Source organism: Microcoleus sp. B4-D4, assembly GCF_036705185.1.
Classification (GTDB): Bacteria; Cyanobacteriota; Cyanobacteriia; order Cyanobacteriales; family Microcoleaceae; genus Microcoleus.
Genome location: NZ_JAUBTX010000074.1, coordinates 1 through 24135 on the forward strand (window position 1 = coordinate 1; position 24135 = coordinate 24135).

Sequence of the window (24135 nt, forward strand, 5' to 3'; positions counted from 1 at the left end):
TAATTTTAAATCACCCTAACCTTCCATCAGTCCTATCCTATGGTACTCTCGCTGCTTAAAAACTGTCCGAAGTATTGCTACTTGAGGAGATTTTTTTTCTTTGCATGATCTCGGTTGATGCGTTTTTTGCTACTCATAAACTGGTTCAATTATGGCTCAACTGCTTACCCGGTCAAGGTTTCATCCTATTTTACCTCTTGCAAGTCTACCCCCTTGACAATTTGCACTTTTTCTTAACTTGTCACAAATGTTCCCTACCAATTTCAAATATCTGCTAACGAATACGGTAGGGTGCACGGCTTTTTTAGTGAAAATGTTTTTTATATTGTCTGGTTAGACCCAGACCACAATCTTTACAGTTGAAATTATAGCCGAAGGAAGAAGGAAGAAGGAAGAAGGAAGAAGGAAGAAGGAGAATGCAATCCAAACAAATGATCTCGTGCTTAAGATTCGAGACTTCTTGAAGAATTTGGGAATCTCAAATAGTCTGGGACTCACTCCGACTAAAGAAACCTGTTCTTTTGCCGAGTTTGCGGGCTGCGACGAAATATTTTCGCAAAAAACCCGGTTTATGGGCCCCCGTGGGTAAGTCCTAATTTTAAGCAAATTTTGCATAGAGAGCTAAAATAAAATTCACGCTTAAAAAGCCGACTGCGAGTACGAGAATGATAAAGATTGCGATACTGAAAATAGACTTTAGCCGATCGCCAATTTCTGGTTTTTCTGAGTTCATCGGTCAATTTTTGCTGTAAATTGGTTCCGGGAAATTGAGCAAGAATATATTATACCAATGCAGGAACAAAAATGCAACTCCAGAACGGCTCAAAACTCCGATCGCCCTCATGAGGTGGCATTTTTAATCTAAAATCTAAAAATCGACTGGCTTTTGTAGCGATGGTCGATCGCCCAAACCCGATCGCACCCGCCTCCTGTAAAATAGAGGGCGCGCTGGGTTTTACCGTTTAACAGCCCCAATGGCGGGCGATCGCGCCTAGGTATCCCAAATACATAATAATATACCAGTTATCCTTAACCTACTCAATAAGGTAAAAATAGAAGAGTGTCACGAAATAATCTAAAACATATAACTGAAAAAAGGATATAAATCAATGCTTCACCCAGTCTCGCAACCTTACCAACAACGAGAAAATACTATGACCCAAAGAGCCGTGCGGAAGCCAAACCCCTCTGCTAGAAACCACTTAAGGCCAAGTTTTCCTCAAAGACACTGGCTGGAACTAGCAGAATACGCCTCTCTGGCGGCCTCTGGAGTCGGTTCCCTGGCGGTAGCACTGTCGGGTCAAGCTTTTTACGGAGTAGCGCCCCTCACTTTGGCTTTGTCGCTGAATGTTGCTAACCGATATCGATTCGAGCAACAAGTGCGGGTTCATCAAAACTCGGAACTCGCCAGCGTCCAAAACTCGGTAAATAAAGTCGAAAAAACGGCGGTGACGGTAATTGTAAAATTGCGGAAGCAGTTGTCAGGAGATATTGCAACGCTGCGCCAGCAAATGGCTGCATTACCTAGAACAGAAGGCTTTGACGAGTCTCTAGACATTGAGCGGCAGTTGCTGAGTTTGGGAGAATCGGTAGCTTCTTTGCAAGAAATCGTAGCATCTGCCGTGCTCAATGTCCGCGAGCAAGTGAGCCAACAACTGCAAGATTTATCCGTTGGCCAACCGGCCAATCTCGAAGCCGTGGAAGACGCGATAGAGAAACTGCAAACCGCGACCAAATGCTTGACAGAAACTGCTATCACCCAAGACGAATGGGAAGCAGTAAATAGTCGATTCTTGGAAATCCAGAAAGTCATGGCAAATCTGCAAAGCCAACTGCAATCTACCCCGCACCAATCGACTCCCGATTTGTCTGCAGTCCAAGCTCAAATCTACCGTTTGGAACACGAGCAACAAGAAGTTGTGAAACCTCACCTCAAGCGTTTAATCTCGGTAGTAAAGCAGTTGCAGCACACGCAAGAAAATAGTCAGTAGTCAGTGGTCAGTAGTCAGTAGTCAGTAGTCAGTAGTCATTAGTCATTAGTGCTGTCCCCGCTCGCTTTCCGTCATTAGTGATTAGTCATTTTACCCGAAGAGCGAAGTCGAATGGTAGTCATTAGTGATTAGTCATTTTAGCCACTCGCGAAGCGGAAGGCTAGTTATCAGCAGACAAGATTCTATTCATTCACTCTCAAAAGTTGAAATTCATCTGTGTGAAGGGAGTATCTCAGGTTTGCAAAAAGCATTTTTTTTGTATTGCGAGCATCCCCGAATAGCGAGTTGTACAATACGCTCTTCGGGGATGTTCGCACTATAATGCAAAATACCAGATGCTCCCTAAGTCATCAGTCAGAAGGAAGATTTTCGCACTCTCCTCTTCTCCCCATCTGCCGGCTAGAGTCCAAATTTTTCGACAATTGTGTTACAAAATTAAAAGGTAATCTGTCTAGTTCATCTGTTTTCAACCAGTTAGAATAAAATTAAATGACTGCAACCGTAAATATTCCTGATAACCCATTACTAATTGGCCAAGGATTGCCGACCTTTGACGCGATCGCCCCAGAGCACGTAATCCCAGCCATTACCCAACTGCTGACCGAGCTAGAAGGCTCGCTAGCTGCCTTAGAAGCCTCTGTAGAGCCGACTTGGAGCGGTTTAGTAGAACCCTTACAACAGCTCGGAGAGCGTTTAAATTGGAGCTGGAGCATTGTCGGACATTTGATGGGGGTGAAAAATAGCCCGGAATTGCGATCTGCCCACGAAACAGTGCAGCCGGAAGTAGTAAAATTTTGGAGCAAAGTCAGTCAAAGCAAACCGCTTTACGAAGCTTTTAAAGCGCTGCGGGCCAACAAAAATTGGGACAACTTAGAGTCAGCTCAACAGCGAATTGTCGAAGCCGCTCTCCGAGATGCACAACTCTCCGGCGTGGGTTTAGAAGGCGAACAAAAAGAGCGTTTTAATGCCATTCAATTAGAATTGGCCGAAATTACTACTCAATTTTCCAATCACGTCCTCGACGCTACCAAAGCTTTCAGCATCACCCTCACAAACAAAGAGGAAATTGACGGTTTACCGCCGAGTTTGTTGAGTTTAGCAGCCCAAGCCGCTCGCAGTGCCGGTGCAGAAAATGCCGATGCCGAAAACGGCCCTTGGCGGATTACTTTAGACTTCCCCAGTTACGGCCCTTTCATGCAGCACAGCACTCGCCGCGAGTTGCGCGAAAAGTTGTACAAAGCTTTTATCAGCAGAGCCAGCAGTGGAGAGTTGAATAACTGGCCTTTGACCGATCGCATTTTAGCACTGCGCCAGGAAAAAGCAGCCTTGCTCGGCTTTAACAGTTATGCCGAATTGAGTCTGGCGACCAAAATGGCTCCCGACGTTGCAGCAGTCGAAGCTTTGTTAGAAGAATTGCGCCAAGCTAGTTACAGTGCTGCTGTCAAAGATTTAGAAGAGTTAAAAGCGTTTGCGGCGGCCAAAGGTGCGCCGGAATCCGGGGATTTGAAGCACTGGGATATGGGTTTTTGGTCGGAACGGCAGCGCGAAGAAAAGTTTGCTTTTAGTGCAGAAGAATTGCGCCCTTATTTTGCTCTGCCACAGGTATTGGATGGCTTATTTGGATTAGTAAAGCGGCTGTTTGGCGTGACAGTAACGGCGGCGGACGGTCAAGCTCCTGTGTGGCACAAAGATGTGCGCTATTTCCAAATAGATGATGAAGCCGGAAATACGATCGCCAATTTCTATTTAGACCCCTACAGTCGCCCAGAAGAAAAGCGCGGCGGTGCTTGGATGAACGATTGCGTGGTGCGCGCTAAATTTGTGGAAGCGGGAAAAACCATCACGCGGTTGCCGGTGGCTTATTTGGTGTGCAACCAAAGTCCTCCGGTGGACGGAAAACCGAGTTTAATGACTTTTCTGGAAGTCGAAACTTTGTTTCACGAATTCGGTCACGGTTTGCAGCATATGCTGACAACGGTGGACTATGCGGGGGCTTCTGGAATCAATAATGTTGAGTGGGATGCGGTGGAATTGCCCAGTCAATTTATGGAAAATTGGTGTTACGATCGGGCTACTTTGTTCGGGATGGCAAAGCATTACGAAACCGGGGAAACTTTACCGGAACACTATTACCAAAAACTGCTAGCAGCGCGCCACTACATGAGCGGTAGCGTCATGCTCAGACAAGTACATTTTAGCAGTATCGATATCGAATTGCACCACCGCTACCAGTCGGGCGGTAGCGAAACTGTGGCGGATGTCCGCAATCGCATCGCTAAAACTACGACTGTTTTACCTCCTCTGAAAGAAGACGCATTTTTGTGCGCTTTCGGACACATTTTTGCGGGCGGTTATGCGGCGGGCTATTACAGTTATAAATGGGCGGAAGTTCTCAGCGCTGATGCTTTTGCGGCGTTTGAGGAGGCTGGTTTGGAAGATGAAGATGCGATCGCCTCTACGGGTAAACGCTTCCGCGAGACTGTGTTGGGATTGGGCGGCAGTTTGCACCCGATGGAAGTGTTTAAAACTTTCCGGGGGCGCGAACCTAGCACTAAGGCTTTGTTAAGACACAGCGGTTTAGTTGCGGCTTAATCGACTGTGGAATATCAATCCTGGTTGTACCGTCAGGTGACTGTTGATTGTTGACTGTTGACTGTTGACTGTTGACTGTTGACTGTTGACTCGCGGTCGAAAAACTGAATAGTTGAGTGTTAACTGCTGACTCGATTTTATTATTTCGATGCAGCCGGAAACGATATAAAAACCGGGATTAATACGGGTGAATGTATCTGGATTAATCCCGGTTTTTTCCTGAATTCAAATGTTTGTAGTCAGGACTTCATCAGCTAACCGGCATTTAATTTGCACGCTCCGAAAGCTCCAACCCTACACCCGACACCCCACACTCCTTTCGACAATTTCAATATGCAATTTAGAGGCGCAGCTATCCCTCTTGAGAAATCGCCAGCCGACTTTAGCTTAGGTTGAAGGCTCATCAAAGCAGCATCAGTGTTAATACTTTCAGTATAAACTGCCCTTTCCAAATATTTGCTGTAATCTATCAGTGATTATACTTAATTTCCATCAACTAGAAGTTAACTTTATATTTTGCAATATTTACGGGCTGTTTTTTCGATACAGCTAAGGCTTTTATTGGCAACTAAAAAACCTGGATTTTACCAAATCTTTAATATAAGCGGTTAACAGCGCTAGTTTTTTAAAGTTTTGATAAAGACGGTGGGACGGCGACTCAAAAAACAGAAAGAAAGCAGGTAAAAATTCAAAAATTGTATTGTCAAAAAACTTTGATATATATGATAATAAGTAAAGATTGATGGTTACTCGTTCACCCAAAATTTAAGATTTTCATGGATATTCAATTAATTAATATCGGTTTTGGTAATATTGTGTCGGCTAACCGAGTGATTGCCATTGTCAGTCCCGAATCGGCACCAATTAAGCGTATAATTACTGATGCGCGGGAGCGCGGACAATTGGTTGATGCTACCTACGGCCGCCGCACGAGGGCGGTAATTATTACAGATTCGAGTCATGTCATCCTCTCGGCGATTCAGCCGGAAACGGTGGCTAATCGTTTTGCGATCGGTAAAGACAGTCAAGTTCGGGATGATTGATGTTTATCAGTTGCAATTTGAGCACTTACAGTATACAGTAACCGAAAGCTTAAATTGTTACGAGTTTCTCTTCTAAAAATGAAATCCGGTAAATTAATTGTTCTGACTGGGCCTAGCGGTGTGGGGAAAGGCACCTTAGTCCGATCGCTCCTCAATCGCCATCCCGAATTATGTCTTTCGGTATCCGTCACAACTCGTACACCGCGCGAGGGAGAAATTGAGGGAAAACACTACTATTTTGTCAGCCGCAGCCGTTTTGAACAAATGGTTGAGGCTGACGAGTTAGCAGAATGGGCCGAGTTTGCCGGCAATCTTTACGGTACTCCCTATTTTGCTCTCACACAGGGCATTGGTGAGGGAAAATGGGTAATCTTAGAAATTGAACTCGAAGGAGCAAGGCAAATTAGAAATAAGTTTCCAGAGGCTTTGCGACTTTTTATTTTACCTCCTTCTTGGGAAGAATTGGAACGGCGGCTGCGGAGTCGGGGTCAAGATTCTGAAAGTGCGATCGCCCGGAGATTGCTGCGGGCCAAGGAGGAAATTGAAGCGGCGGGAGAATTCGATTTTCAGGTTGTTAATGACGATTTAGAATTTGCTTTAAAAGGACTAGAATCCGTATTGTTTGTCAGCGATAGGAAATGATTTGATGATAATTTGATATAGCGGTTATCAAGCGTGGTGAGGTATGCCCGGTTTTGCCGGTTTGGCCTATGCCGCATAGTACCTCATCGAGTTTATGAAAAAGGCTATATTACCAATTACCAATTACCAATTACCAATTACCAATTACCAATTACCAATTACCAATTACCAATTACCAATTACCCATTTTTCTGTACGCGCTAAAACTTCGGTACTTTTTTTGACAGCAACACAAATTTTTAAATTAATTTCCAGAATATTAAAGGAAGAGGAAAAGTTTCGCAGAGGTTCTATTTCGCGAGCAGAACAGCCCAACATTTCCATATAAGCTAGTGTCCAGCCAATAGCTGCAATGTCGCTTATATAGCCTTCTCCGGCGCACAGGTGACAACCCGATTCAACCTCTGGATAGCACTCAGGACAAACCCAATTGCTGACTTGTGAATTGATCTGAATTGTGCGAGATGTTGAGGCAATTGTTAAGGCTTTAATGTGGTTTTGAACTACTTGTTTAAAGCCTCGGTTTTGGTGGCTGAGGCGGTCGGAATTGTTGGGCTGTCCGATCGCGCTTCCTGACTGTGGTGGCGAAGCCAGAGGTGATGTGCGGTTCTCAATTTTGAATGGAGATTCGCCCAGATTCGCCGTTAGCTGAATACCGCAGTCTTTGAACTCAAGGGGCTGAGAGTCTTTGATGGCGCGGGAAGAATCGGATTCTGCGCGATCCTCTTCGAGGGCTTCGCCAACGGCAAAATCTTGCATCGAGAGATGATGTTCGATCGCCAAAGACCAAGTTCTTTTATGGCGGAGATCGCCATATTTTCTCGCTTCGGCATCGGTAATGCCGATCGCCGCAGCCTCTTGCCGCAGCACATTCATCGAAGTCATGACATCTGATATCATTAATTTATTTACAACTAATATATGATCGCCAAATCAACCCGCACAAATTACCTTAAATATAGTAACCTAAATCTAAAATCTAGAATCTAAAATCTCAAATTGTTAGATGAATTCAATTTTTCCTGAGACAACGTTGTCGGTGGGCGGACTAACATCATACCTGCAAGAGTTGCTGGAGGGCGATCGCCACCTGCGATCGGTTTGGCTGATTGGCGAGGTGTCCAACGTTTCGCAGCACGCCAGCGGCTGCTTTTTCACTCTCTGCGACAGTGACAAAAGCGCTGCGATTCGCTGCGTGGCGTGGAATTCTCAGTGGCAAAAATTATTGAAGTTACCCGTAAAAGGTGAGCAATTGCTGGTTTTTGGAAGCATCCGGGTTTACAAAAATCGCGGCGAGTATCAGTTGACAGTTGTGCAATCGCTACCGGCTGGGGAAGGATTGGATGCTTTGCGGTTGCAGCAATTGCGATCGCGCTTGGAAGCTGAGGGCTTCTTCGATCCCGCCAGAAAGCGCCCGATTCCCGCACACCCGCAAATTGTGGCGGTGGTGACATCGGATAGCGCTGCTGCGTGGGGGGACATTCAGCGCACTCTAGCGCAGAGATATCCGGGTTTGCGGGTGTTGCTGTCGCCGACTTTGGTGCAGGGAGATTTGGCTCCGGCTGCAATTGCTAGGGCGATCGCGCGTGTAGAATTGGACGGTAGGGCCGATGCGATCATTTTAGCGCGGGGCGGCGGTTCTGCGGAGGATTTGGCTTGTTTTAATGATGAAAGAGTTGTCAGGGCGATCGCCAATTGTGCAATTCCAATTATTACAGGAATCGGACACGAAAGAGACGAATCTCTCGCCGATTTAGTAGCAGATAAACGAGCTCACACTCCGACAGCCGCAGCGGCCCAAGCCGTACCAATTTTAGCAGATATTTACTCGGAACACCAGCAAAGAATGCTGAATTTAGCAAGTGTTGTCAAAGCCAGATTTCAGACAGAATCAGAACATTTGCAACAGTTACAAAACCGACTAAAACGGTTGCCTGCGACATCGCGAACTTTGCGGCAAGCAACTGGTAAACTGGAAATATTGCAAGAAAAGTTAGCAGCCCTAAATCCGGCGGCGGTTTTGGAAAGGGGTTATGCGGCGGTAATGCAAGCTGACGGTAGGATTGTCCGCGAAACTGGCGGTTTAGAATTGGGAGACGAATTGACCGTGAGGTTGAGTCGGGGGGTGCTGAAAGTTAAGATTGTAGAAGTGCTGGATGCAGAATAAATGCTATGGTTAAGTCGAAGTTGCGCCAGTCTGACTGGAATTATGAGGAAACGGTCGATCGCATAGAAGCGATTATCGATCGGGTGGAATCTGGAGAATTGCCACTAGAGGAGGTTTTCGAGCAGTTTGCGGTGGCTGTCGAGTGTTTGCAGGAGTGCGAAGGTTTTCTGGCGCGGGGGAAGGATCGGATGGAATTGGCGATCGAGCTTTTAGCCAAAGAACCAGACTTTTAAGCGCAGGCGAACGCCGATCAATGTGGATGAAATATGTTGATTCGTTATTGGATAAGTGATGTCAAATCCGGTAGCATCGGAATGATTCAGATATATATTCTCGGACTCTGTGTACTCTGTGTTCTAGCGCCGGTTAAATCATTCCGATGCCAGCGGAAACGATATAATTACTATAAGATTTTGTAGTTTTACAACACCATGTTTGCGATACTGAGATAGCGGTTTTCACAAAAGTGAGGTGTGCCCTATGCCCGGTTTGGCCTACGCCCTATCCCGGATAGTACCTCATATGAGATCACAGAAAGGCTATACCTAAGTTCGGAAAACTTGTTAGCACACGATCTTACGGTTACTGAAGGGAGTCGAAGGACATTCAAGTTTGATAAAATTATTGTGGGGTAGACCAGAAAGCCTGCCCCAAAAATACAATCTAGATGCCCGACAGCTTACAATTTGTCGATCGCTCTTTTAGCTTTATCTGCGATATTTTTCACAGCATCTTTAGCATCTTCTGCTGCGTGGCGGGCGGCGGATTCCGCTTGTTTTGCTTGGCCTTCAGCTTGGTCTTTTTTGTTTCCGGTGATGTTTCCGAAAATTTCCTGAGCTTTGCCTTCTACGTTTTTGCCGATCGCCTTTGCCCTGTCTTCTACACTCATAATCAGCTCCGCTGGGTAGTTAAACGTTATTGCTATCCTAACATTAGCTCAACTGAAGTTTATCGCTAACTTCACATTAATTTATGTTGTGTTTGATTGCGAGTGGTTTTTAGTAGGGTGCGTCATAATGACTTAATTATTTCGATTGACTCGCTATATAAACTGACGCACCCTACAGAACGATCGCGAGGTCTTATAAGGTGCGTTAGAGTGACTTGATTATTCCCATATACTCCGGTTTAAACTGACGCAGCCTACAGTTATTACTTCAAACTCGCCGCAGCAACCTTAATCGGTTCCAGCAAGTCTAACGGTATGTGCAGCATATTCAATTGTGTAGTTTCAACACCTTTTCTTTCATTTCTTTCGGGTTCTGGGCCGTGATAATCGCTGCCACCAGTTACCAGTAAACCGTATTCAAGACACAAATCTTTTAATTTTTTCATTTGGCTGGAACTGTGGCTGGGATGGTATACTTCGACTCCCATTAAACCCGCATCTACTAATTCTTTCAACACTTCTTCAACAGCGCCGCCGCGAAATAAATAAGGGTGCGCCCACACCGGTACTGCGCCGCAACTCTTGAGTAAATCTATGCCTTGGGCGATCGAGAATTTCTCGTAATGCACGTAGGCGGGGCCGTCGTCTCGCAGCCAGCGATCGAAGGCTTCCCGCGATGATTTGGCGTGACCAGCTTTTACCAGCGCAGAGGCAATGTGAGGCCTTCCCGGTGCCATTCCTGGGGATGTTGTTGGTAGTTCGATCGCATATCCCAGTGCTGCTAATTTTTCTACCATTTCTTGCGATCGCCTCAATCTTCCTTTTATGCGATCGTTCAAAGGAACGCGCAACTTATTTGCATCGGGATAAAAACCTAGAATGTGCAGCGATCGACCGTTGTGCACTGTACTGAGTTCGAGTCCGGGGACTATTTCGATACCGTGCAAAGCAGCGGCGGCGAAGGCTTCATCCCAACCCGACATCGTATCGTGATCGGTGACGGCCAAGGCGCGAACCCCCGAAGAAGCGGCGGCTGCTACGAGTTCGGCTGGGGTGAGAGTACCGTCGGAATAAGTTGTGTGACAGTGGAGTTCTAGCATTTTTTTAGGGTATGTTAAAGTCTGGGAAACCTGCAATTATTCTCATCATTCATCGAACATATATCCTCACTTCAAACAATACAATAAATTATTTTTAATTTAAATTTAGTTGTAATAAGTTTCCGCCTCTTTAATATCGTATCCAGTCGATCGCCATCACAAAAACGGTTTGTAGTGCGGACTCGCTCGCATTCCGCTTTCATGCTGCAGAATCGCATTCCGCACTGCGAACTAATATTAGGTTGATCGCTCGAACATCATCTAACTGGGATATTTCTGTTGATTAAAACTCTACTTTCTGGTAAGTGGGTAAGCCCGCCATAAAATTTAAATCTGCAGGCTCAACAGCTTAACTATTTCTGGATTTCTCGCATTGAGTGAAAGACACCATCTGGCAATTTGGAAGGAATCGGCGATATTTCAAGACTTTCTATGTTGTGAATAGGGATAACTACAAGTTTATCTGCTAATTCGATAATTATTGGATCGGCAGTCAAGAATTTGTGCAGGCGAGTACCTAAATTTGCTTGCTCTCCTACCCTTTCTGCTGACGAAATGAACTCGAACTCTTGCTGTTTGCCGTTGGTATAGTTGAGTGTCAGAGTGATAATTCTGTCTTGGTTGGTTGCTTCCATAATTTTTTCCCCTAACGGTCGATCGGGCTTCTCGTCAAATTAACAATAAATCAAAAGTTGCGATCGCACCACCGTCCTTAGCTTTTGAGAACGCCGCGCTGTGGTTGCGAAAGTCCGGTAACAGCTAATTTTACCACAAAAACTGTACGGAAACTCCCCAACCTACCAAGTATACAGTTACCAATCGTGCTGTCTGCGCTTCGGGTCGGGCGATCGCCTTTGCCAGAAATCTTCGGGCGATTCCCCACCGGATAGCTTCGCAGCGCGTGCTTTGTGCTGTGCTAGTTAGCAAATTGGCTCAAATCAGCCTCTGCAGCCGCTTCACCCAAAGCACCGTAAAGTCATACACCATCAACACTTGAGCGTTTTGGCGATCGAGATTTTTTGAGGTACAAACTGTGGAGGTTCCGATAGTGGCATTGTGCGATCCCTACCGTTAAGGATTTTTTTATAAATTAATAACATAACATTCAGGTACAGCGTATGAAATCCACACTTTGCTATCCCGAAACCTCTGTTGAATCTCCGGCAGTTACTTTTGATAATAGTGCTATAGAATCTTGTATCGTAGCGGCTTGGATTGACTTAGTAGGAGGAGATTTTGAGAGTCTGGGAGGAGATGATTGGCTTAATTTGTGCGGCGACATTGACGACGGCGAAATTTACCGGGAATGGTTTTTGTGGCAAGATAGCGAAGTCACTCAAGAGTGGGAAGCTTACGATCCAATTACTAATTATCGAGTTGTGGCATCTAGCCGAGAAATGCTGATTTCTCAAATCGACAAAATCGAAGATACCAGAAAAATTTAGCCTTTCGCGAGAATGTTACATCTTGATGTTAGAAATTAAGAATTCTGTCAAACTCGGTTTCTTCTCAACATTTTGGATCGAACGCGATACATCGCAAAACCGGGTTTTTCAGACGCAAAACATAGGTTTAGTTTCATTAGAATGGCTCCACCCACTAATTTAAAACTTGCGCGTCAATACCGAAGAAACCGGATTTATCACCGAGAGTTAAAGCCACAATCGAATATTTTGTTACTCGTTACCAGGTTCTGCCTAGTAACGAGCAAAGCACAATTGAATATTTTTGTAAAAAACCGGGTTTCTGCGTAATTCCCGCAATTTATGTCGCTACAGATTTTTGTTTTTCTCGTTCTAATTTGCGCTGCTTCAAAGCTGCAAGATTTTGTTTGATCGTGTCGATCGCGGGGATATTCCCCTGCTGTTGGTATAATTCGCTGGCACGGATCAAATCTGCCACCGCTTCGCCGTCCGATCGCAAATTCGCAAAAATCAAACCGCGATTGTGGTAAGCTTCTGCCGTTACCACCTGTTGTATGGCGCTAGTAAATTTATCTTGAGCTTTGCGGTAATTTCCTAATTGATAGGCCTCAATTCCTGCTTGAAAATAAACCGCAGCTTTGCTTCCTGCGTCAGTATCCGTAAATTCTGGCGAGTTTAAAATTGGTTCTTTAAACAGTACAGAAATGCTGCCCTTACCGAAGTAAGCCCAAGTCATTGTTCCTATGCCAATCCCCAGCGCAGCGACAACAATGACAGACAGAGCAATAAAATTTGTGAGTTCCATAGAGAAATATTTGTTGTATTACAATATGATAAGATAATTTCTAAGTTCTGGAACAATGGCAGCACAGATTTACCTCAACAGGAAATGGTTTTTCGGTTCGCTAGCTTTAGTATTGTCGATCGGCATAATGACTCAAACTGCCACTTCTGACGCAGCAACCAAAGCCCAAACTCAAGCGGGATGGCAATTGTTGCAGCGGGGGGATACAGGCTTGGTGGTGGTAATGCGACACGCGATCGCCCCAGGTACCGGAGATCCTGCTAACTTTAAGTTAGGCGACTGTTCCACCCAGCGCAATTTATCAGTACAAGGAAGAACCCAAGCCAAGCAAATCGGAGCCGAATTTCGCAACCGCAACATCAAAGTTGCCAGAGTTTTGTCAAGTCAGTGGTGTCGGTGTTTGGAAACCGCAAAACTGATAAATTTAAGCAAAGTCGAACCCTTCCCAGCACTGAACTCGTTCTTTAGCGACAGCAGCCAAGAAGCCAGACAAACAGCAACAATTCGCAAATTAATTGTTGATAATCGCAACAAAAAAGGTGCTATTATTATGGTAACTCATCAAGTAAATATTACCGCGATTACTGATATTGTACCGCAAAGCGGCGAAGCTGTGATTCTCAAAAGCGATCGACAAGGTAAAATCCAAATAGTCGGACGAATTGGAGGATTTTAAATACATAAAAAGTTATAATATTACCAATTCCTCATTAACTAATTCCCAATTACAATTTATATGACTTTCCAATACAGCGCCGCCCTAGTAACTTTAGCAGACCTTGACAACGAAGTTCTGGTCAAATTCTACACCAAATTTCTCGACATAGAACCAAATCCTTACACTCCCAATACTTATGCCGAATTTCAACTTCCCGGCTTACGACTCGGCATATTCAAACCCAAAGATTTCCACAAATCCGAATTTGCAAATCGAGCAAAAACAGGCATGAGTTTGTGTTTGGAAGTCAGCGATATCGAAACTGCGATCGCCCGAATTTGGGCATTAGGATATCCGCCCGCCGGAGAAATTATCAAAGCCTCACACGGTTTAGAAATTTATGCCTTCGATCCCGCCGGCAACCGCATAATTTTGCATCAACCGCATTAGAATATAGGATAATCGCGAATAATTAGTGAACTCTCGATCATCTCTCCTCTTCCTTTGCATCCTAGCGCTGACGCGCGGCGAAAGCCTCAAGCGTCTTGGCGGTTAGTTCAAAAAAAATATCAACTATCTAATCATTTCAGCAAAGCTATAAAAACTGATAATTAATAATAGCAAAGCAGTCAAATGAGTCAATTGAAATTGAGGTTGTGGGTCCATATATTCCCGCACCAAAATTGAAAAAGACGAACCAATTATATAACTCAAAGACAGCGTTAAATACTGCCACTGCAACGTTACACTCCACAGCCCCAACAAAATCATCGCCAAAGTCAACATCACCAACTCAACAAACCGAGGCGGATTGTGCTGAGTAGAGAGAATCACAGTGTTCAACCAATATTCCCAAGGTCTCATGTGTTAGGTAGCGATCGAGCTTTTAGATTTAGCCTTCTAGCTTAACCTACGATCGCCACTCAATCTGTCCCTGCAAACAGCCCAAAGCTTCCGCCGTCTCCACCTGCGGAAACTGCGCGTAAAAGCGACTGACACTGTAAAAAGGGTGAGGAGTCTCCAGAATAATCGACTTATCGCCTATTTGCGCCAAAAATCTCATCAAATCATGGGGGGCCACGGGCGAACAAATCCACAAAGCAGCCGGTTGCTGCGACTGCAAAGCCTGCGCCGCCACAGCCACCGTCATCCCCGTCGCAATGCCATCGTCCACCAAAATCGCCAAAGCCCCCGCCGCGCTGACATTTGGTCGTCCCGAAGCCAAATCTGCCAGCAGAGATTGAGCGCTATTTTCAGCTTGCTGGAGTGCTGATTTTTGCCAGCGTAAACTTGGCTGTTTTTGATTTTGCCAGAGAACATGGCCGTCAGCAGTTGCCGCCCCGATCGCCAATTCCAAATTATCCGGGCGAGTAATTTTCTTGGCGACAACCACATCCAAAGCACAACCCAAGCGGCGGGCGATCGGCACAGCAACGGGCAAACCCCCGCGCGGCAAGGCATAAACAATCGGTTTCACAGCATTTTGTGCCGTTAAATTCAACTTGCCGAGCTCGTTTTCAACAGCAGCAGCCAGTTTTTCGCCTGCATCGGCGCGATCGTCAAAAAACGGGTTAGACAACATATTTCTGCCTGTACGAACTCAACAAAAAATGTGAAATTTACGAGTCAGAAACTCGGTTTATTCGCAGATCCTTCGTGGCTAAACCAATATTTTTCCAAAAAACCGGGTTTCTGTGTCGCTAGTCCTGTGAGATTTGCGAGTGTTAAATTGAAATTGTGCCCGATCGCATCGCATAAAAGCATCTAGCCAATCTCAAATCACAAAACCCGATCTAAACTATAAACTCTAGACTCAACAAAATCTCTGTAATTGTAAAATATATGTCCAGCGACTTGCAACTCAGTCTTTTTGACAGCAATCAAAGTGCCGCCTTCCAAAACGACTCAATCCCAGTAAATGCCAAAATTCCCATTCCTCCGGGCACTTATCAAAATATGGAACAAATCGGCGAGCACTGCAATCGCTGTCACCGCTGCGAATTGGGCAACACCCGCACTCACGCCGTCATCGGGCGCGGCAATCCTCAAGCCTCAATTTTGATTGTGGGAGAAGCGCCCGGACAAAACGAAGATGAAACCGGATTGCCTTTCGTCGGGCGATCGGGCAAACTACTAGATAAGATTTTAGAATCCGTAGAATTGAGTGCAGAAACCGACGTATTCATAGCCAACGTCATCAAATGTCGCCCACCCAAAAACCGTCCTCCCACAGCCAAAGAAATCGAAGCTTGCAAACCATACTTGCTCGAACAAATTCGCATTTTAGACCCCAAAATCATTTTATTAACCGGTGCAACAGCCCTCAAAGGATTGTTAAGCGACAAGCGGCCAATTAGTAAAATCAGAGGTCAATGGATTGAATGGGAAGGACGGCTGTGTATGCCGATTTTCCACCCCTCATACTTGTTACGAAATCCTTCCCGCGAACCGGAAAGTCCGAAATGGTTTATGTGGCAAGATATGCAGGCTATAAAGGCTAAATTGGATGAATTAAAACGGTAACATAATCAAAAATCACGCCTTATATCATCTCTGGTAAACCGCAATACTTGTAGGGGCGGGTTCACCAACAATCTCTGGCTCAAACCAACAATCTCATAAACCCGCCCCTCATCACAAATTCGCACCAAATAAAAATTATAATCATGGTTTTATCTAATGTTTTCACCGCAACCCCCATCAATAGAAAAGAAATTTCTCAAGAACTCTTAGATATTGAAAATAAACAAAGAACCAATCCCCTGCCCTGGAAAGGGCAATTTTCTCCCCAGTTTATCGAAACTTTGATTAATAAATATGCCAATCAAAACAGCGTGATTTTTGACCCATTTTTAGGTAGTGGAACAGTTTTATATGAAGCCGGAAGATTCGGAATGGAAGCCTACGGAACAGAAATCAACCCAGCAGCTTTAATCCTAGCTAACATTTATAAATTCATCAATATTGTGCCAAGACAGCGAGAAAAATATATCAATTGTTTTCTCAATAGGCTAAAAACAGAGATATTTGAAACAATGCCAGTTTTCCAAACAATACAAAAAAAATTAACGCAAGATGATGTAATAGAGAAAATTGTAAATTTAGCAGTTGATGGAGAACAAGAGTTTATTAATATTCTACATGAAGCATTAGTTATATTGCTAGACTTAGACAATAAAGAAGTTACCTACTCAAGAGTTTTCACTATTGCGGAAAATATCGCTGCTTTTGTGCTTAAACTACCCTATAGCGAAAAACCGATAAATGCCTACAACGCCGATGCCCGAAATATTCCCTTAGAAAACTCCAGCGTCAACCTTGTGATCACCTCTCCCCCTTATATCAATGTATTCAACTATCATCAACAGTATCGCGCTTCTACTGAAGCACTAAACTGGAAACTTTTAGAGGTGGCAAAATCTGAATTTGGTTCAAATCGCAAACATAGAAGTAATAGATTTTTAACTGTAATTCAATATTGCTTAGACATCGCCTCTACTTTGCAAGAATTGTTAAGAATATGTAGCCATGAAAGTAGGATAATATTTGTTGTCGGTCGAGAATCAAATATTAGAGGCACTCCTTTTTTTAACGGAGAGTTAGTGGCAGAAGTCGCTAGTCAAGTATTGGGTATTAGTTTAGATATCCGTCAAGAAAGAAGTTTTGTAAATCGCTATGGCAAAACGATTAAAGAAGATATACTGCACTTTGTTAAACTAGAAAATCAACCCTATTATTTTGCATTACATCAAGCACGAAATCTGGCAGTAGAAGCATTAGAGTCCGCTTATTCCGTAGCGGCTGAAGAAGTGAAACCTGAAATTAAAGATGCTATTGATAAGGCTGAAAAAGTACAACCTTCACCTTATTTTGATAGGCATAATTCTCGGAAACCCATTGAAACAATCCACCAAAAAGCAGAACTTTATGTTTAATTTACCTAAACCACATGGGGAAAAACTAGCAGCATTGCTCAATAACGATAAACTACCTACTACTGAGAAACTGCGTGTTGAACACGCAATCGAACACTATAACCAATGGTTAGAAACCCTTAAAAACATAAGTGGTGACTTGAAAGTCATGCCAGAAATGGTATCTCATCTAACATCTTATAAGCGATACATTGATGTTGAACTAATTTTTGACAGTGATACTGATTTTTTATACCGTCAAAAGGGGCAATTAAAACTCGACAATTCAATTATAGAGGAATTTATACCTATCTTAGTTACAACCGTCTTTGCAGATTCATTAAAAGACAAAGAACTATCCTTTGGTCCCACACAATGTTTTTCATCACTACGATTTGAGTCAAGTTTAAAAACAAGTCCACCGGGCGGCGGGATGAGTATTCGATCCAAAGATCAAGATTTTGCAATAAGTAGAAAAATTTTTTTGAAAGCTTCTCACAATCGAGATTTTAATCATAGTATTTCCCGCGAGGCAAATATTGCTTATGTTGCGGCTGAGTGTAAAACAAATCTTGATAAAACCATGTTTCAAGAGGGCGCTGCAACCGCCCTTGATGTAAAATTGAGTGTGCCAGGAGCCAAGTATTTTTTACTATGTGAATGGCTTGATATGTCACCAATAAGCTCATCACTTACAGCTATTGATGAAATTTTAATTCTTAGAAAAGCCAAGCGGTTATCGTCTAATATAAGAAGTGCTTTTAGTACCGCAAAAGGAAGAAATAGAAATCGAGTTCTTTTTGTGAATCATCTCGATGATAATCCCTTCGCACCAGCAGTTTTTATGAGGTTTTTAAGTGAAATCGAAAAGATGATTGGCAAAGATGAACTAGATGAAAAAGATGTGCTTTCAAGAGGATATTTTTAATTTTAAGGATTTTTTTAATCCTTCGTTCTATCTTCTCTTTTTGCACGACAATCGCGCAACCACAAACGAATAGCCTCAGCAATTTCGCTTGTCTCCCCCTCTGGCGCTAACAACGGGCTAACATCCGCCGCTGTACCAAACCGAGAAACAATTTTTACTAATTCCCAACCCTTCGGGGTTTTAGCTAAAAACAGCCAGTGATATTGCTGAATTTCGACTCGCTTTCCCCCCAGATACTGCGTTTCTAAAGTAGTAATAAAAGCTTGATTGGTATTTTCAGGAAGCGCATCTTCAAAATTTAAAGGTAGCGGTTGAAACTCCGGGCGACCTGCTACAATTATTTGACGGGACAAGTAACCGGGCGGTGTAGAAGTGTTAGGAGAAAAGTGCGATCGCGCAATTACCCGATTAGCATAACTCGGCAAATCTTGCAACAGCCGATCGACTAAAGCTTCTAAATCTGCAGGACAGGGCGATCGCCCTAACAAACCATTCCCCCTTGCACTTATACTCTTAGCATAATTTGTCGCAACATTAACCGCCAAACTCGGACTTGCAACCGCAGATGTTAGCAGATAAACACAGATGAACGCTGATGGGATTTGATCTGCGATGATCATCTGTGTTTATCTAATCTCATCACAAATGCGCGCAAAAGCCGCCGCCGGATCGTCGGAAGCTGTAATCGGCCGCCCAATTACCAGATAATCTGCACCTGCTTTAAATGCCGCTTTTGGAGTCATCGATCGCCTTTGATCGCCCCCATCGGCCCATTTCGGACGCACCCCCGGACAAACTAACAGAAAATCATCCCCACAACTCATTCTTAATTGTTCTGCTTCTTGTGGAGAACAAACAGCACCGGCTAATCCTGTTTCCTTAGCTAACAATGCCATGTGCAAAGCATATTCTGGCAACTCTAAAGGTATTTTAAGCTCAAAAGCCAACTGTCGCGAATTCAAACTCGTCAACAGGGTAATTGCAATCAATTTAGGACTCGGTTTATCGACAGCCGCCGCCCCTTCGTCCAAAGCCAATTGTGCCGCTTTTAAAGCATCTTTACCACAAGTAGAATGGATTGTCAATAAATCTACATTGTACTTAGCAGCAGCACGACAAGCACCAGCTACAGTATTCGGGATATCGTGAAACTTCAAATCGAGAAAAATCCGCTTTTCCCGCTGTTTTAAAATTTCCAAAATCCCCGGCCCGGAACTCACAAATAGCTCTAAACCGACTTTCCAGAAAGATACATCAGGGAGTTTGTCAATCAGGGCGATCGCCTCTTCTTGACTCGAAACATCCAAAGCAACAATAATTCGATTATCAGCGTTCATCAGCGTTCATCTTCAGTATTCATCTGCGGTCAAAAAAGAGATTCAAGACACCAATCGCACAAACTTATTCTTCCCAACTTGCAAAACTTTACCGCATAATTCTGCAGGTGATTCAAAGGTAAAGTTAACATCCGAAACTTTGTCGCCCTCTAACTTCACTCCACCGCCCTGCATCAACTTCCGCGCCTCACCGCTGCTCTTGCAAAGCCCGCTAGCACTAAGGATATAAAACAACTTAGCCGGAAACTGCACGTTTGCCAAGGAAAACTCGGCCACAGCATCAGCTTGTCCCGTCGCACCTTTGATTAGCGCGATCGCATCTTGTTGGGCCCGATCGCCCGCTGCTTTCCCCCAATACTGACTTACCACATCCACAGCTAAAAGTTTCTGTTTTTCGCGCGGATTTTCGGGCAACTCATCAAGCGGCAAATTTGTCAAGAGTTCAAAATACTGGGCGATCGAACTATCGGCAATTTTCTCCAACTTAGAATACATCGTCAGCGGGTCTTCAGACAAACCTACATAATTATTCAAAGACTTCGACATCTTCTGCACCCCGTCAGTCCCCAGCAAAATCGGCATCAGCAAACCAAACTGCGGTTTCATCCCAAAATGCCGCTGCAAATCTCTCCCCACAGCAATATTAAATTTTTGGTCAGTTCCCCCCAACTCCACATCCGCTTCCAAAGCCACGGAATCGTAACCCTGCATTAGCGGGTACAGAAACTCGTGCAGGTAAATCGCATTTTCCTGCTGTATCCTGTTGTCAAATCCCTCTTTAGCGAGCATCTGCTGCACTGTCATCGTCCCCAGCAGTTCCAAAATCTTCGCCAAGTCCAATTTGGACAACCACTCGGAGTTATAGCGAATTTCCAAGCGTCCGGGCGTGTCAAAATCGAGAATCGGACGCACTTGGTCTAAATAAGTCTTGGCATTTTCCGCCACTTGTTCCTCTGTCAACTGCGATCGAACTTCAGATTTCCCTGTCGGATCGCCAATTCTTGCGGTAAAATCTCCGATGAGCAGTACCGCTGTATGTCCTGCGTCCTGAAAAGCTCTCAGCTTGCGGACGCAAATGCTGTGTCCCAGGTGAATTTCGCTCCCTGTGGGGTCAATTCCGAGTTTGACTCGCAACGGGCGATCGACTTTTGCCAGCAATTGGGCCAGATTTTCGTCAGGGTTGCTAGAATCAGGTCGATCGGGAAAAATCTCGCTGATGCCGCGGTAAAGCGCTGAAAGGTTAGGAGTTATCATAGGGGAGCGATCGGAAACCATAATATTTTGCCGGTCTTAGCGGAATCAGTTAAACTCACTGATTCACGCATACAAACACACTTATCAAGCTACCATAATCCCAAAGCGACCCAGCTTTTCTTGGCTAACCCCGCCCAAAAACACCTACCAACCCCCCGACAACAGTCGCGGCGAACCCCAAATTTTAGACAAAGAGTTCAAACTCCCAAATTCATCCGCAGCAAGTAAATCTAAAATCTAAAATCTAAAATCTAAAATCTAAAATCGACTGACAGCCTCCAGAGTTCGCATCTAAAATTACAAATCTTAAGCCCAAAATCGAGTGAGGAAGTGAAATCCACGTGTCAACTAACGCAGTCCGCAAACATACGGAAAACTCAGCCCCTGTATTCGAGTTTGTTCAGTCAGTCAGCAAAGTGACCGCCGGAACCATACTCAGCATCACAATGCTAGCCAGTTCCGTAGTCGCTGGCGGACTGGTTGGCCTAGCGATCAGTTTCCGCAATTTGCCAGATGTTCGCATCTTGCAAACCTACTCTCCTACAGAAACTACCCACATTTACGATATCAACGGCAAGCCCCTAGCCAGCATCCACGACGAAGCTAACCGGGATGTCGTACCCCTTGAGCAAATATCCCCGAATCTGAAACGAGCTGTTCTGGCGATCGAAGATAGCAACTTCTTCACCCACAAAGGCATCAACCCCGGCGGGATAGCCCGAGCTCTGATAGTCAACCTAGAGAAAGGTAGAACCGTTGAAGGCGGCTCGACTATGACGATGCAGCTAGTCAAAAACTTGTTTCTATCTCCCCAGTCCAAATTCAGTCGCAAGATAGCTGAAGCGGTAATGTCTATCCGCTTGGAGCAAATTCTCAACAAAGACCAAATTCTGCAACTATATCTGAATCAAATCTACTTAGGTCACAACTTGTACGGCGTAGAGACAGCCTCTCGAAGCTATTTCAACAAGTCAGCCAATAATTTGACTCTTTCAGAAGCAGCGATGCTCGCCGGCTTAATTTCCGCCCCCGAAGAATACAGTCCTTTTGTCAATTACAAGTTGGCAAAAGAGCGGCAGGAAATCGTTTTAAACCGGATGAAAGATCTCAAATGGATTACGGTGGCGGAAGCGGATACCGCCCGATCGCAAAAAATTAAGCTCGGCAAAATTACCTCCTTTGGCGGCTCTCAAGTTCCTTACGTCACGCAAGCCGTAGTCCAGGAACTGACAAGGCGTTTCGGGCGAGATGCCGTGGTTAAGGGAGGAATGCGCGTTCAAACCACGATCGACCTCAAAATGCAGCGCATAGCCGAAGAAACCGTCAAAGCGTGGCACGATCGACTTTATTACCAAGGACTTTTTTACAACCGCGACGAAGGTCAAATTGCCCTAGCCGCCGTCGATCCCCGCACCCACTTCGTCAAAGCAATGGTTGGCGGTGTCGATTACGAAAAGAGTCAGTTCAACCGCGCCATTCAAGCACGCCGCCAGCCCGGATCTTCTTTTAAGCCTTTCATCTACTACGCTGCCTTTGCTAGTGGCAAATACACCCCCGATTCAATTGTCTACGACTCCCCTGTCGGCTACCGCGACGGCGACGGCTACTACTACCCTCAAAACTACGGCGGCGGCTTCTCCGGTGCCGTCAGCATCCGCAGAGCTTTGGAAGTATCCCTCAACATTCCCGCCGTCAAACTCGGCCAAGAAGTCGGATTGAATAAAGTCATTGAGATTTGCCGGACACTCGGCATCAGAAGTCCGATGGAACCGGTGATTTCTTTACCATTAGGTGCCGTTGACTTGACTCCTTTAGAAATGGCGGGAGCTTTTGCTACCTTCGCCAACAACGGCTGGCATTCTGACACCACGTTTATCGTCCAAGTCACTGACAGCAGCGGCAACGTCTTGCTAGACAATACGCCCAAACCAAAACCAGTGCTCAACGCCTGGGCCGCAGCATCTGTCAACAGCGCCCTGCAAGGAGTGATTAACAGCGGAACCGCAAGGGCGGCCCAACTCGGGCGTCCGGCTGCTGGGAAAACTGGTACAACTTCCTCAGAACGGGATATCTGGTTTGTGGGTTACGTGCCGCAGTTGTCGGTTGCAGTCTGGATGGGCAACGACAATTACGCACCGATGAGCTACGGTGCTACGGGCGGTGGGATTGTTGCCCCTGTTTGGCGAGATTTTATGAGCCAAGCTTTGCAAGGCGTTCCCGCAGAAAGTTTTAAACCTGCGTCAGCTTTTGAGCGGCCTTAATTATTAGTTGGCAGTTGGCAGTTGGCAGTTGGCAGTTGGCAGTTGGTAGTTGGTAGTTGGCAGTTGGCAGTTGGCAGTTGGCAGTTGGTATTTGGCAGTTGGCAGTTGGTAGTTGGTAGTTGGCAGTTGAACATGAGTCAAAAACTAGGTCTATAAGCCTTCTTCCATCTTCCTTCTTCCATCTTCCTTCTTCCATCTTCCGACGGACTTACATCCGTTACATCCGTTACATCCGTTACATCCCGTACATTGCTCGTTGCCGAACTTCCTTCTTCCTATGATTGTTTTTCCAGTTCAGATTTCATCCGCTCCAGCGTTGAGTTCATTTGCTCAAACATCTGCTGGGGCGTGATTCCAAATTGATTGAGCTGTGTTTTTAACTGCTCTACAGTCATCTGAGCCATGAAGTCCTCAGACAGCTCGAAGCGCTTCATAAAAATTCGGTAGCGCTCCATCATTGATTCCATCTGCGCGATAAACATTTTCTTGCCTTCGCGATCGAATTTGCCGTAATTCCCGCCTAGTTGGATGAGAGATTGATAGTCTTCAAACAACAGCTTGGCTTCTTGCTGAACAATTTCTGAATCAAAAAATCCCATAGCTTTCCTAATTTTTAATATGCAACTAATTTTGATCTAGGCGAAAAATTCCGCTGCTTTTTATACTATTTTATCAGTTACCGGAGGAAGTCCCTACCCCTCAAGGCACAAGAATCAGTAGCAATTTCCGTACAGCAGACGGGGAGAGTGGGAGATTGGGAGAATGGGAGAGGGGGAGATGGGGAGAGTGGGAGAGTGGGAGAGTGGGAGAGGGGGAGACTGGGAGAGTGGGAGAGGGGGAGAGTGGGAGAGTGGGAGAGTGGGAGAGGGGGAGAGTGGGAGAGTGGGAGAGGGGGAGAGTGGGAGAGTGGGAGAGTGGGAGAGGGGGAGAATTACCAATTACCGATTCCCAATTTCCAATTCCCAATTCCCCCAACATTCATCCGAATCCCGCACCTTGTTCGTTGGCCGAGGTTCCATCTTCCATCTTCCATCTTCCTCATGACCAATGACTAATGACTAATGACCAATGACTAATGACTAATGACTAATGACTAATGACCAATGACTAATGACTAATGACTAATGACT

28 protein-coding genes are annotated in these 24135 nt (G+C 45.1%); 15 read left to right on the forward strand and 13 right to left on the reverse strand.

All coding sequences use genetic code 11. From position 1 onward, the window contains the following. Nucleotides 1-598: 598 nt before the first annotated feature. Entirely contained in the window at nt 599-733 is a 135-nt protein-coding gene (locus QUB13_RS29010) for a hypothetical protein (RefSeq protein ID WP_255512998.1), read from the reverse strand. A gap of 376 nt (nt 734-1109) precedes the next feature. Between QUB13_RS29010 and QUB13_RS29015 the strand changes: the two genes are divergently transcribed. The 4 genes from QUB13_RS29015 (at nt 1110) to gmk (ending at nt 6268) form a co-directional block, all read left to right on the forward strand. Beyond that, nucleotides 1110-1991, forward strand: a complete 882-nt coding sequence (locus tag QUB13_RS29015; protein WP_333388217.1) for a hypothetical protein — start codon at nt 1110-1112, stop codon at nt 1989-1991. 489 nt (nt 1992-2480) lie between these two features. Continuing rightward, complete coding sequence (locus tag QUB13_RS29020; protein WP_333388220.1) at nt 2481-4583, forward strand: M3 family metallopeptidase; 2103 nt, start codon at nt 2481-2483, stop codon at nt 4581-4583. 776 nt (nt 4584-5359) lie between these two features. Further along, nucleotides 5360-5626 carry an extracellular matrix/biofilm regulator RemA gene (remA, locus tag QUB13_RS29025; protein WP_194011293.1) on the forward strand — a complete coding sequence of 89 codons (267 nt, stop codon included), beginning with the start codon at nt 5360-5362 and terminating at the stop codon, nt 5624-5626. Nucleotides 5627-5704: 78 nt separating this feature from the next. Next, entirely contained in the window at nt 5705-6268 is a 564-nt protein-coding gene (gene gmk, locus QUB13_RS29030) for a guanylate kinase (protein WP_194011294.1), read from the forward strand. A 165-nt stretch (nt 6269-6433) separates the two neighbouring features. Here gmk and QUB13_RS29035 read toward each other — a convergent pair whose 3' ends face one another. Further along, nucleotides 6434-7168 (reverse strand): hypothetical protein, encoded by a 735-nt coding sequence (locus tag QUB13_RS29035; protein WP_228042135.1) that lies wholly within the window; start codon nt 7166-7168, stop codon nt 6434-6436. Nucleotides 7169-7274: 106 nt separating this feature from the next. Here QUB13_RS29035 and xseA point away from each other — a divergent pair, with 106 nt between their 5' ends. Beyond that, nucleotides 7275-8435 (forward strand): exodeoxyribonuclease VII large subunit, encoded by a 1161-nt coding sequence (gene xseA, locus QUB13_RS29040; RefSeq protein WP_333388224.1) that lies wholly within the window; start codon nt 7275-7277, stop codon nt 8433-8435. Nucleotides 8436-8440: 5 nt separating this feature from the next. Next, a complete protein-coding gene (gene xseB / locus QUB13_RS29045; protein ID WP_106149016.1) occupies nt 8441-8668 on the forward strand; it encodes an exodeoxyribonuclease VII small subunit in 228 nt (75 codons plus the stop codon). A gap of 446 nt (nt 8669-9114) precedes the next feature. Here xseB and QUB13_RS29050 read toward each other — a convergent pair whose 3' ends face one another. The 4 genes from QUB13_RS29050 to QUB13_RS29065 form a co-directional block, all read right to left on the reverse strand. Beyond that, entirely contained in the window at nt 9115-9324 is a 210-nt protein-coding gene (locus QUB13_RS29050; RefSeq protein ID WP_106149015.1) for a CsbD family protein, read from the reverse strand. A 263-nt stretch (nt 9325-9587) separates the two neighbouring features. Next, the gene (locus tag QUB13_RS29055; RefSeq protein WP_333091384.1) at nt 9588-10424 is read right to left on the reverse strand and encodes a PHP domain-containing protein; all 837 of its coding nucleotides are present in this window, start codon (nt 10422-10424) and stop codon (nt 9588-9590) included. A gap of 353 nt (nt 10425-10777) precedes the next feature. Further along, on the reverse strand, nt 10778-11059 hold the full coding sequence (locus QUB13_RS29060; RefSeq protein WP_194011298.1) for a hypothetical protein: 282 nt from the start codon (nt 11057-11059) through the stop codon (nt 10778-10780). A 130-nt stretch (nt 11060-11189) separates the two neighbouring features. Then, nucleotides 11190-11351: a hypothetical protein gene (locus QUB13_RS29065; RefSeq protein ID WP_194068761.1), complete on the reverse strand. Its 162-nt coding sequence runs from the start codon at nt 11349-11351 to the stop codon at nt 11190-11192. A 191-nt stretch (nt 11352-11542) separates the two neighbouring features. Here QUB13_RS29065 and QUB13_RS29070 point away from each other — a divergent pair, with 191 nt between their 5' ends. Beyond that, nucleotides 11543-11869: a hypothetical protein gene (locus QUB13_RS29070; RefSeq protein ID WP_333091387.1), complete on the forward strand. Its 327-nt coding sequence runs from the start codon at nt 11543-11545 to the stop codon at nt 11867-11869. A 319-nt stretch (nt 11870-12188) separates the two neighbouring features. Here the strand turns inward: QUB13_RS29070 and QUB13_RS29075 are convergent, their stop codons facing one another. Further along, nucleotides 12189-12653, reverse strand: coding sequence for a hypothetical protein (locus QUB13_RS29075; protein ID WP_333388227.1), 465 nt, complete (start codon nt 12651-12653; stop codon nt 12189-12191). A 55-nt stretch (nt 12654-12708) separates the two neighbouring features. Between QUB13_RS29075 and QUB13_RS29080 the strand changes: the two genes are divergently transcribed. Together QUB13_RS29080 and QUB13_RS29085 are read left to right on the forward strand one after the other, a co-directional pair. Next, on the forward strand, nt 12709-13329 hold the full coding sequence (locus QUB13_RS29080; RefSeq protein WP_333388229.1) for a histidine phosphatase family protein: 621 nt from the start codon (nt 12709-12711) through the stop codon (nt 13327-13329). A gap of 60 nt (nt 13330-13389) precedes the next feature. Beyond that, nucleotides 13390-13761 (forward strand): VOC family protein, encoded by a 372-nt coding sequence (locus QUB13_RS29085; RefSeq protein WP_333091538.1) that lies wholly within the window; start codon nt 13390-13392, stop codon nt 13759-13761. Between the two features lie 123 nt (nt 13762-13884). Here QUB13_RS29085 and QUB13_RS29090 read toward each other — a convergent pair whose 3' ends face one another. Both QUB13_RS29090 and QUB13_RS29095 read right to left on the reverse strand, forming a co-directional pair. Then, a complete protein-coding gene (locus QUB13_RS29090) occupies nt 13885-14145 on the reverse strand; it encodes a hypothetical protein (RefSeq protein WP_333388232.1) in 261 nt (86 codons plus the stop codon). 76 nt (nt 14146-14221) lie between these two features. Continuing rightward, nucleotides 14222-14893, reverse strand: coding sequence for a phosphoribosyltransferase (locus tag QUB13_RS29095; protein WP_194068769.1), 672 nt, complete (start codon nt 14891-14893; stop codon nt 14222-14224). A 260-nt stretch (nt 14894-15153) separates the two neighbouring features. Between QUB13_RS29095 and QUB13_RS29100 the strand changes: the two genes are divergently transcribed. The 3 genes from QUB13_RS29100 (at nt 15154) to QUB13_RS29110 (ending at nt 18153) form a co-directional block, all read left to right on the forward strand. Next, a complete protein-coding gene (locus QUB13_RS29100) occupies nt 15154-15834 on the forward strand; it encodes a uracil-DNA glycosylase (protein WP_333388235.1) in 681 nt (226 codons plus the stop codon). 143 nt (nt 15835-15977) lie between these two features. Further along, nucleotides 15978-17246: a DNA methyltransferase gene (locus QUB13_RS29105; RefSeq protein ID WP_333388238.1), complete on the forward strand. Its 1269-nt coding sequence runs from the start codon at nt 15978-15980 to the stop codon at nt 17244-17246. Then, nucleotides 17239-18153: a Bpu10I family restriction endonuclease gene (locus QUB13_RS29110; protein WP_333388241.1), complete on the forward strand. Its 915-nt coding sequence runs from the start codon at nt 17239-17241 to the stop codon at nt 18151-18153. The genes QUB13_RS29105 and QUB13_RS29110 overlap by 8 nt, the downstream gene beginning before the upstream one ends. A gap of 14 nt (nt 18154-18167) precedes the next feature. Here the strand turns inward: QUB13_RS29110 and QUB13_RS29115 are convergent, their stop codons facing one another. From QUB13_RS29115 to tyrS, 3 genes are read right to left on the reverse strand one after another with little or no spacing between them, the layout of a single operon-like run. Continuing rightward, the gene (locus QUB13_RS29115) at nt 18168-18773 is read right to left on the reverse strand and encodes a hypothetical protein (RefSeq protein ID WP_333388244.1); all 606 of its coding nucleotides are present in this window, start codon (nt 18771-18773) and stop codon (nt 18168-18170) included. Nucleotides 18774-18779: 6 nt separating this feature from the next. After that, complete coding sequence (gene pyrF / locus QUB13_RS29120; RefSeq protein WP_333388247.1) at nt 18780-19490, reverse strand: orotidine-5'-phosphate decarboxylase; 711 nt, start codon at nt 19488-19490, stop codon at nt 18780-18782. A gap of 42 nt (nt 19491-19532) precedes the next feature. Then, the gene (gene tyrS / locus QUB13_RS29125) at nt 19533-20744 is read right to left on the reverse strand and encodes a tyrosine--tRNA ligase (protein ID WP_333388250.1); all 1212 of its coding nucleotides are present in this window, start codon (nt 20742-20744) and stop codon (nt 19533-19535) included. Nucleotides 20745-21085: 341 nt separating this feature from the next. On the opposite strand from tyrS, the gene QUB13_RS29130 reads away from it, so the two are divergent. Then, the gene (locus tag QUB13_RS29130) at nt 21086-23005 is read left to right on the forward strand and encodes a transglycosylase domain-containing protein (RefSeq protein ID WP_333388253.1); all 1920 of its coding nucleotides are present in this window, start codon (nt 21086-21088) and stop codon (nt 23003-23005) included. 21 nt (nt 23006-23026) lie between these two features. Next, the gene (locus QUB13_RS29135) at nt 23027-23161 is read left to right on the forward strand and encodes a hypothetical protein (RefSeq protein WP_333388255.1); all 135 of its coding nucleotides are present in this window, start codon (nt 23027-23029) and stop codon (nt 23159-23161) included. Between the two features lie 119 nt (nt 23162-23280). Here QUB13_RS29135 and QUB13_RS29140 read toward each other — a convergent pair whose 3' ends face one another. After that, complete coding sequence (locus QUB13_RS29140; protein ID WP_194065282.1) at nt 23281-23604, reverse strand: DUF1825 family protein; 324 nt, start codon at nt 23602-23604, stop codon at nt 23281-23283. 155 nt (nt 23605-23759) lie between these two features. Between QUB13_RS29140 and QUB13_RS29145 the strand changes: the two genes are divergently transcribed. Beyond that, nucleotides 23760-24056 (forward strand): hypothetical protein, encoded by a 297-nt coding sequence (locus tag QUB13_RS29145; RefSeq protein ID WP_333388258.1) that lies wholly within the window; start codon nt 23760-23762, stop codon nt 24054-24056. The last annotated feature ends 79 nt before the right edge of the window (nt 24057-24135 follow it).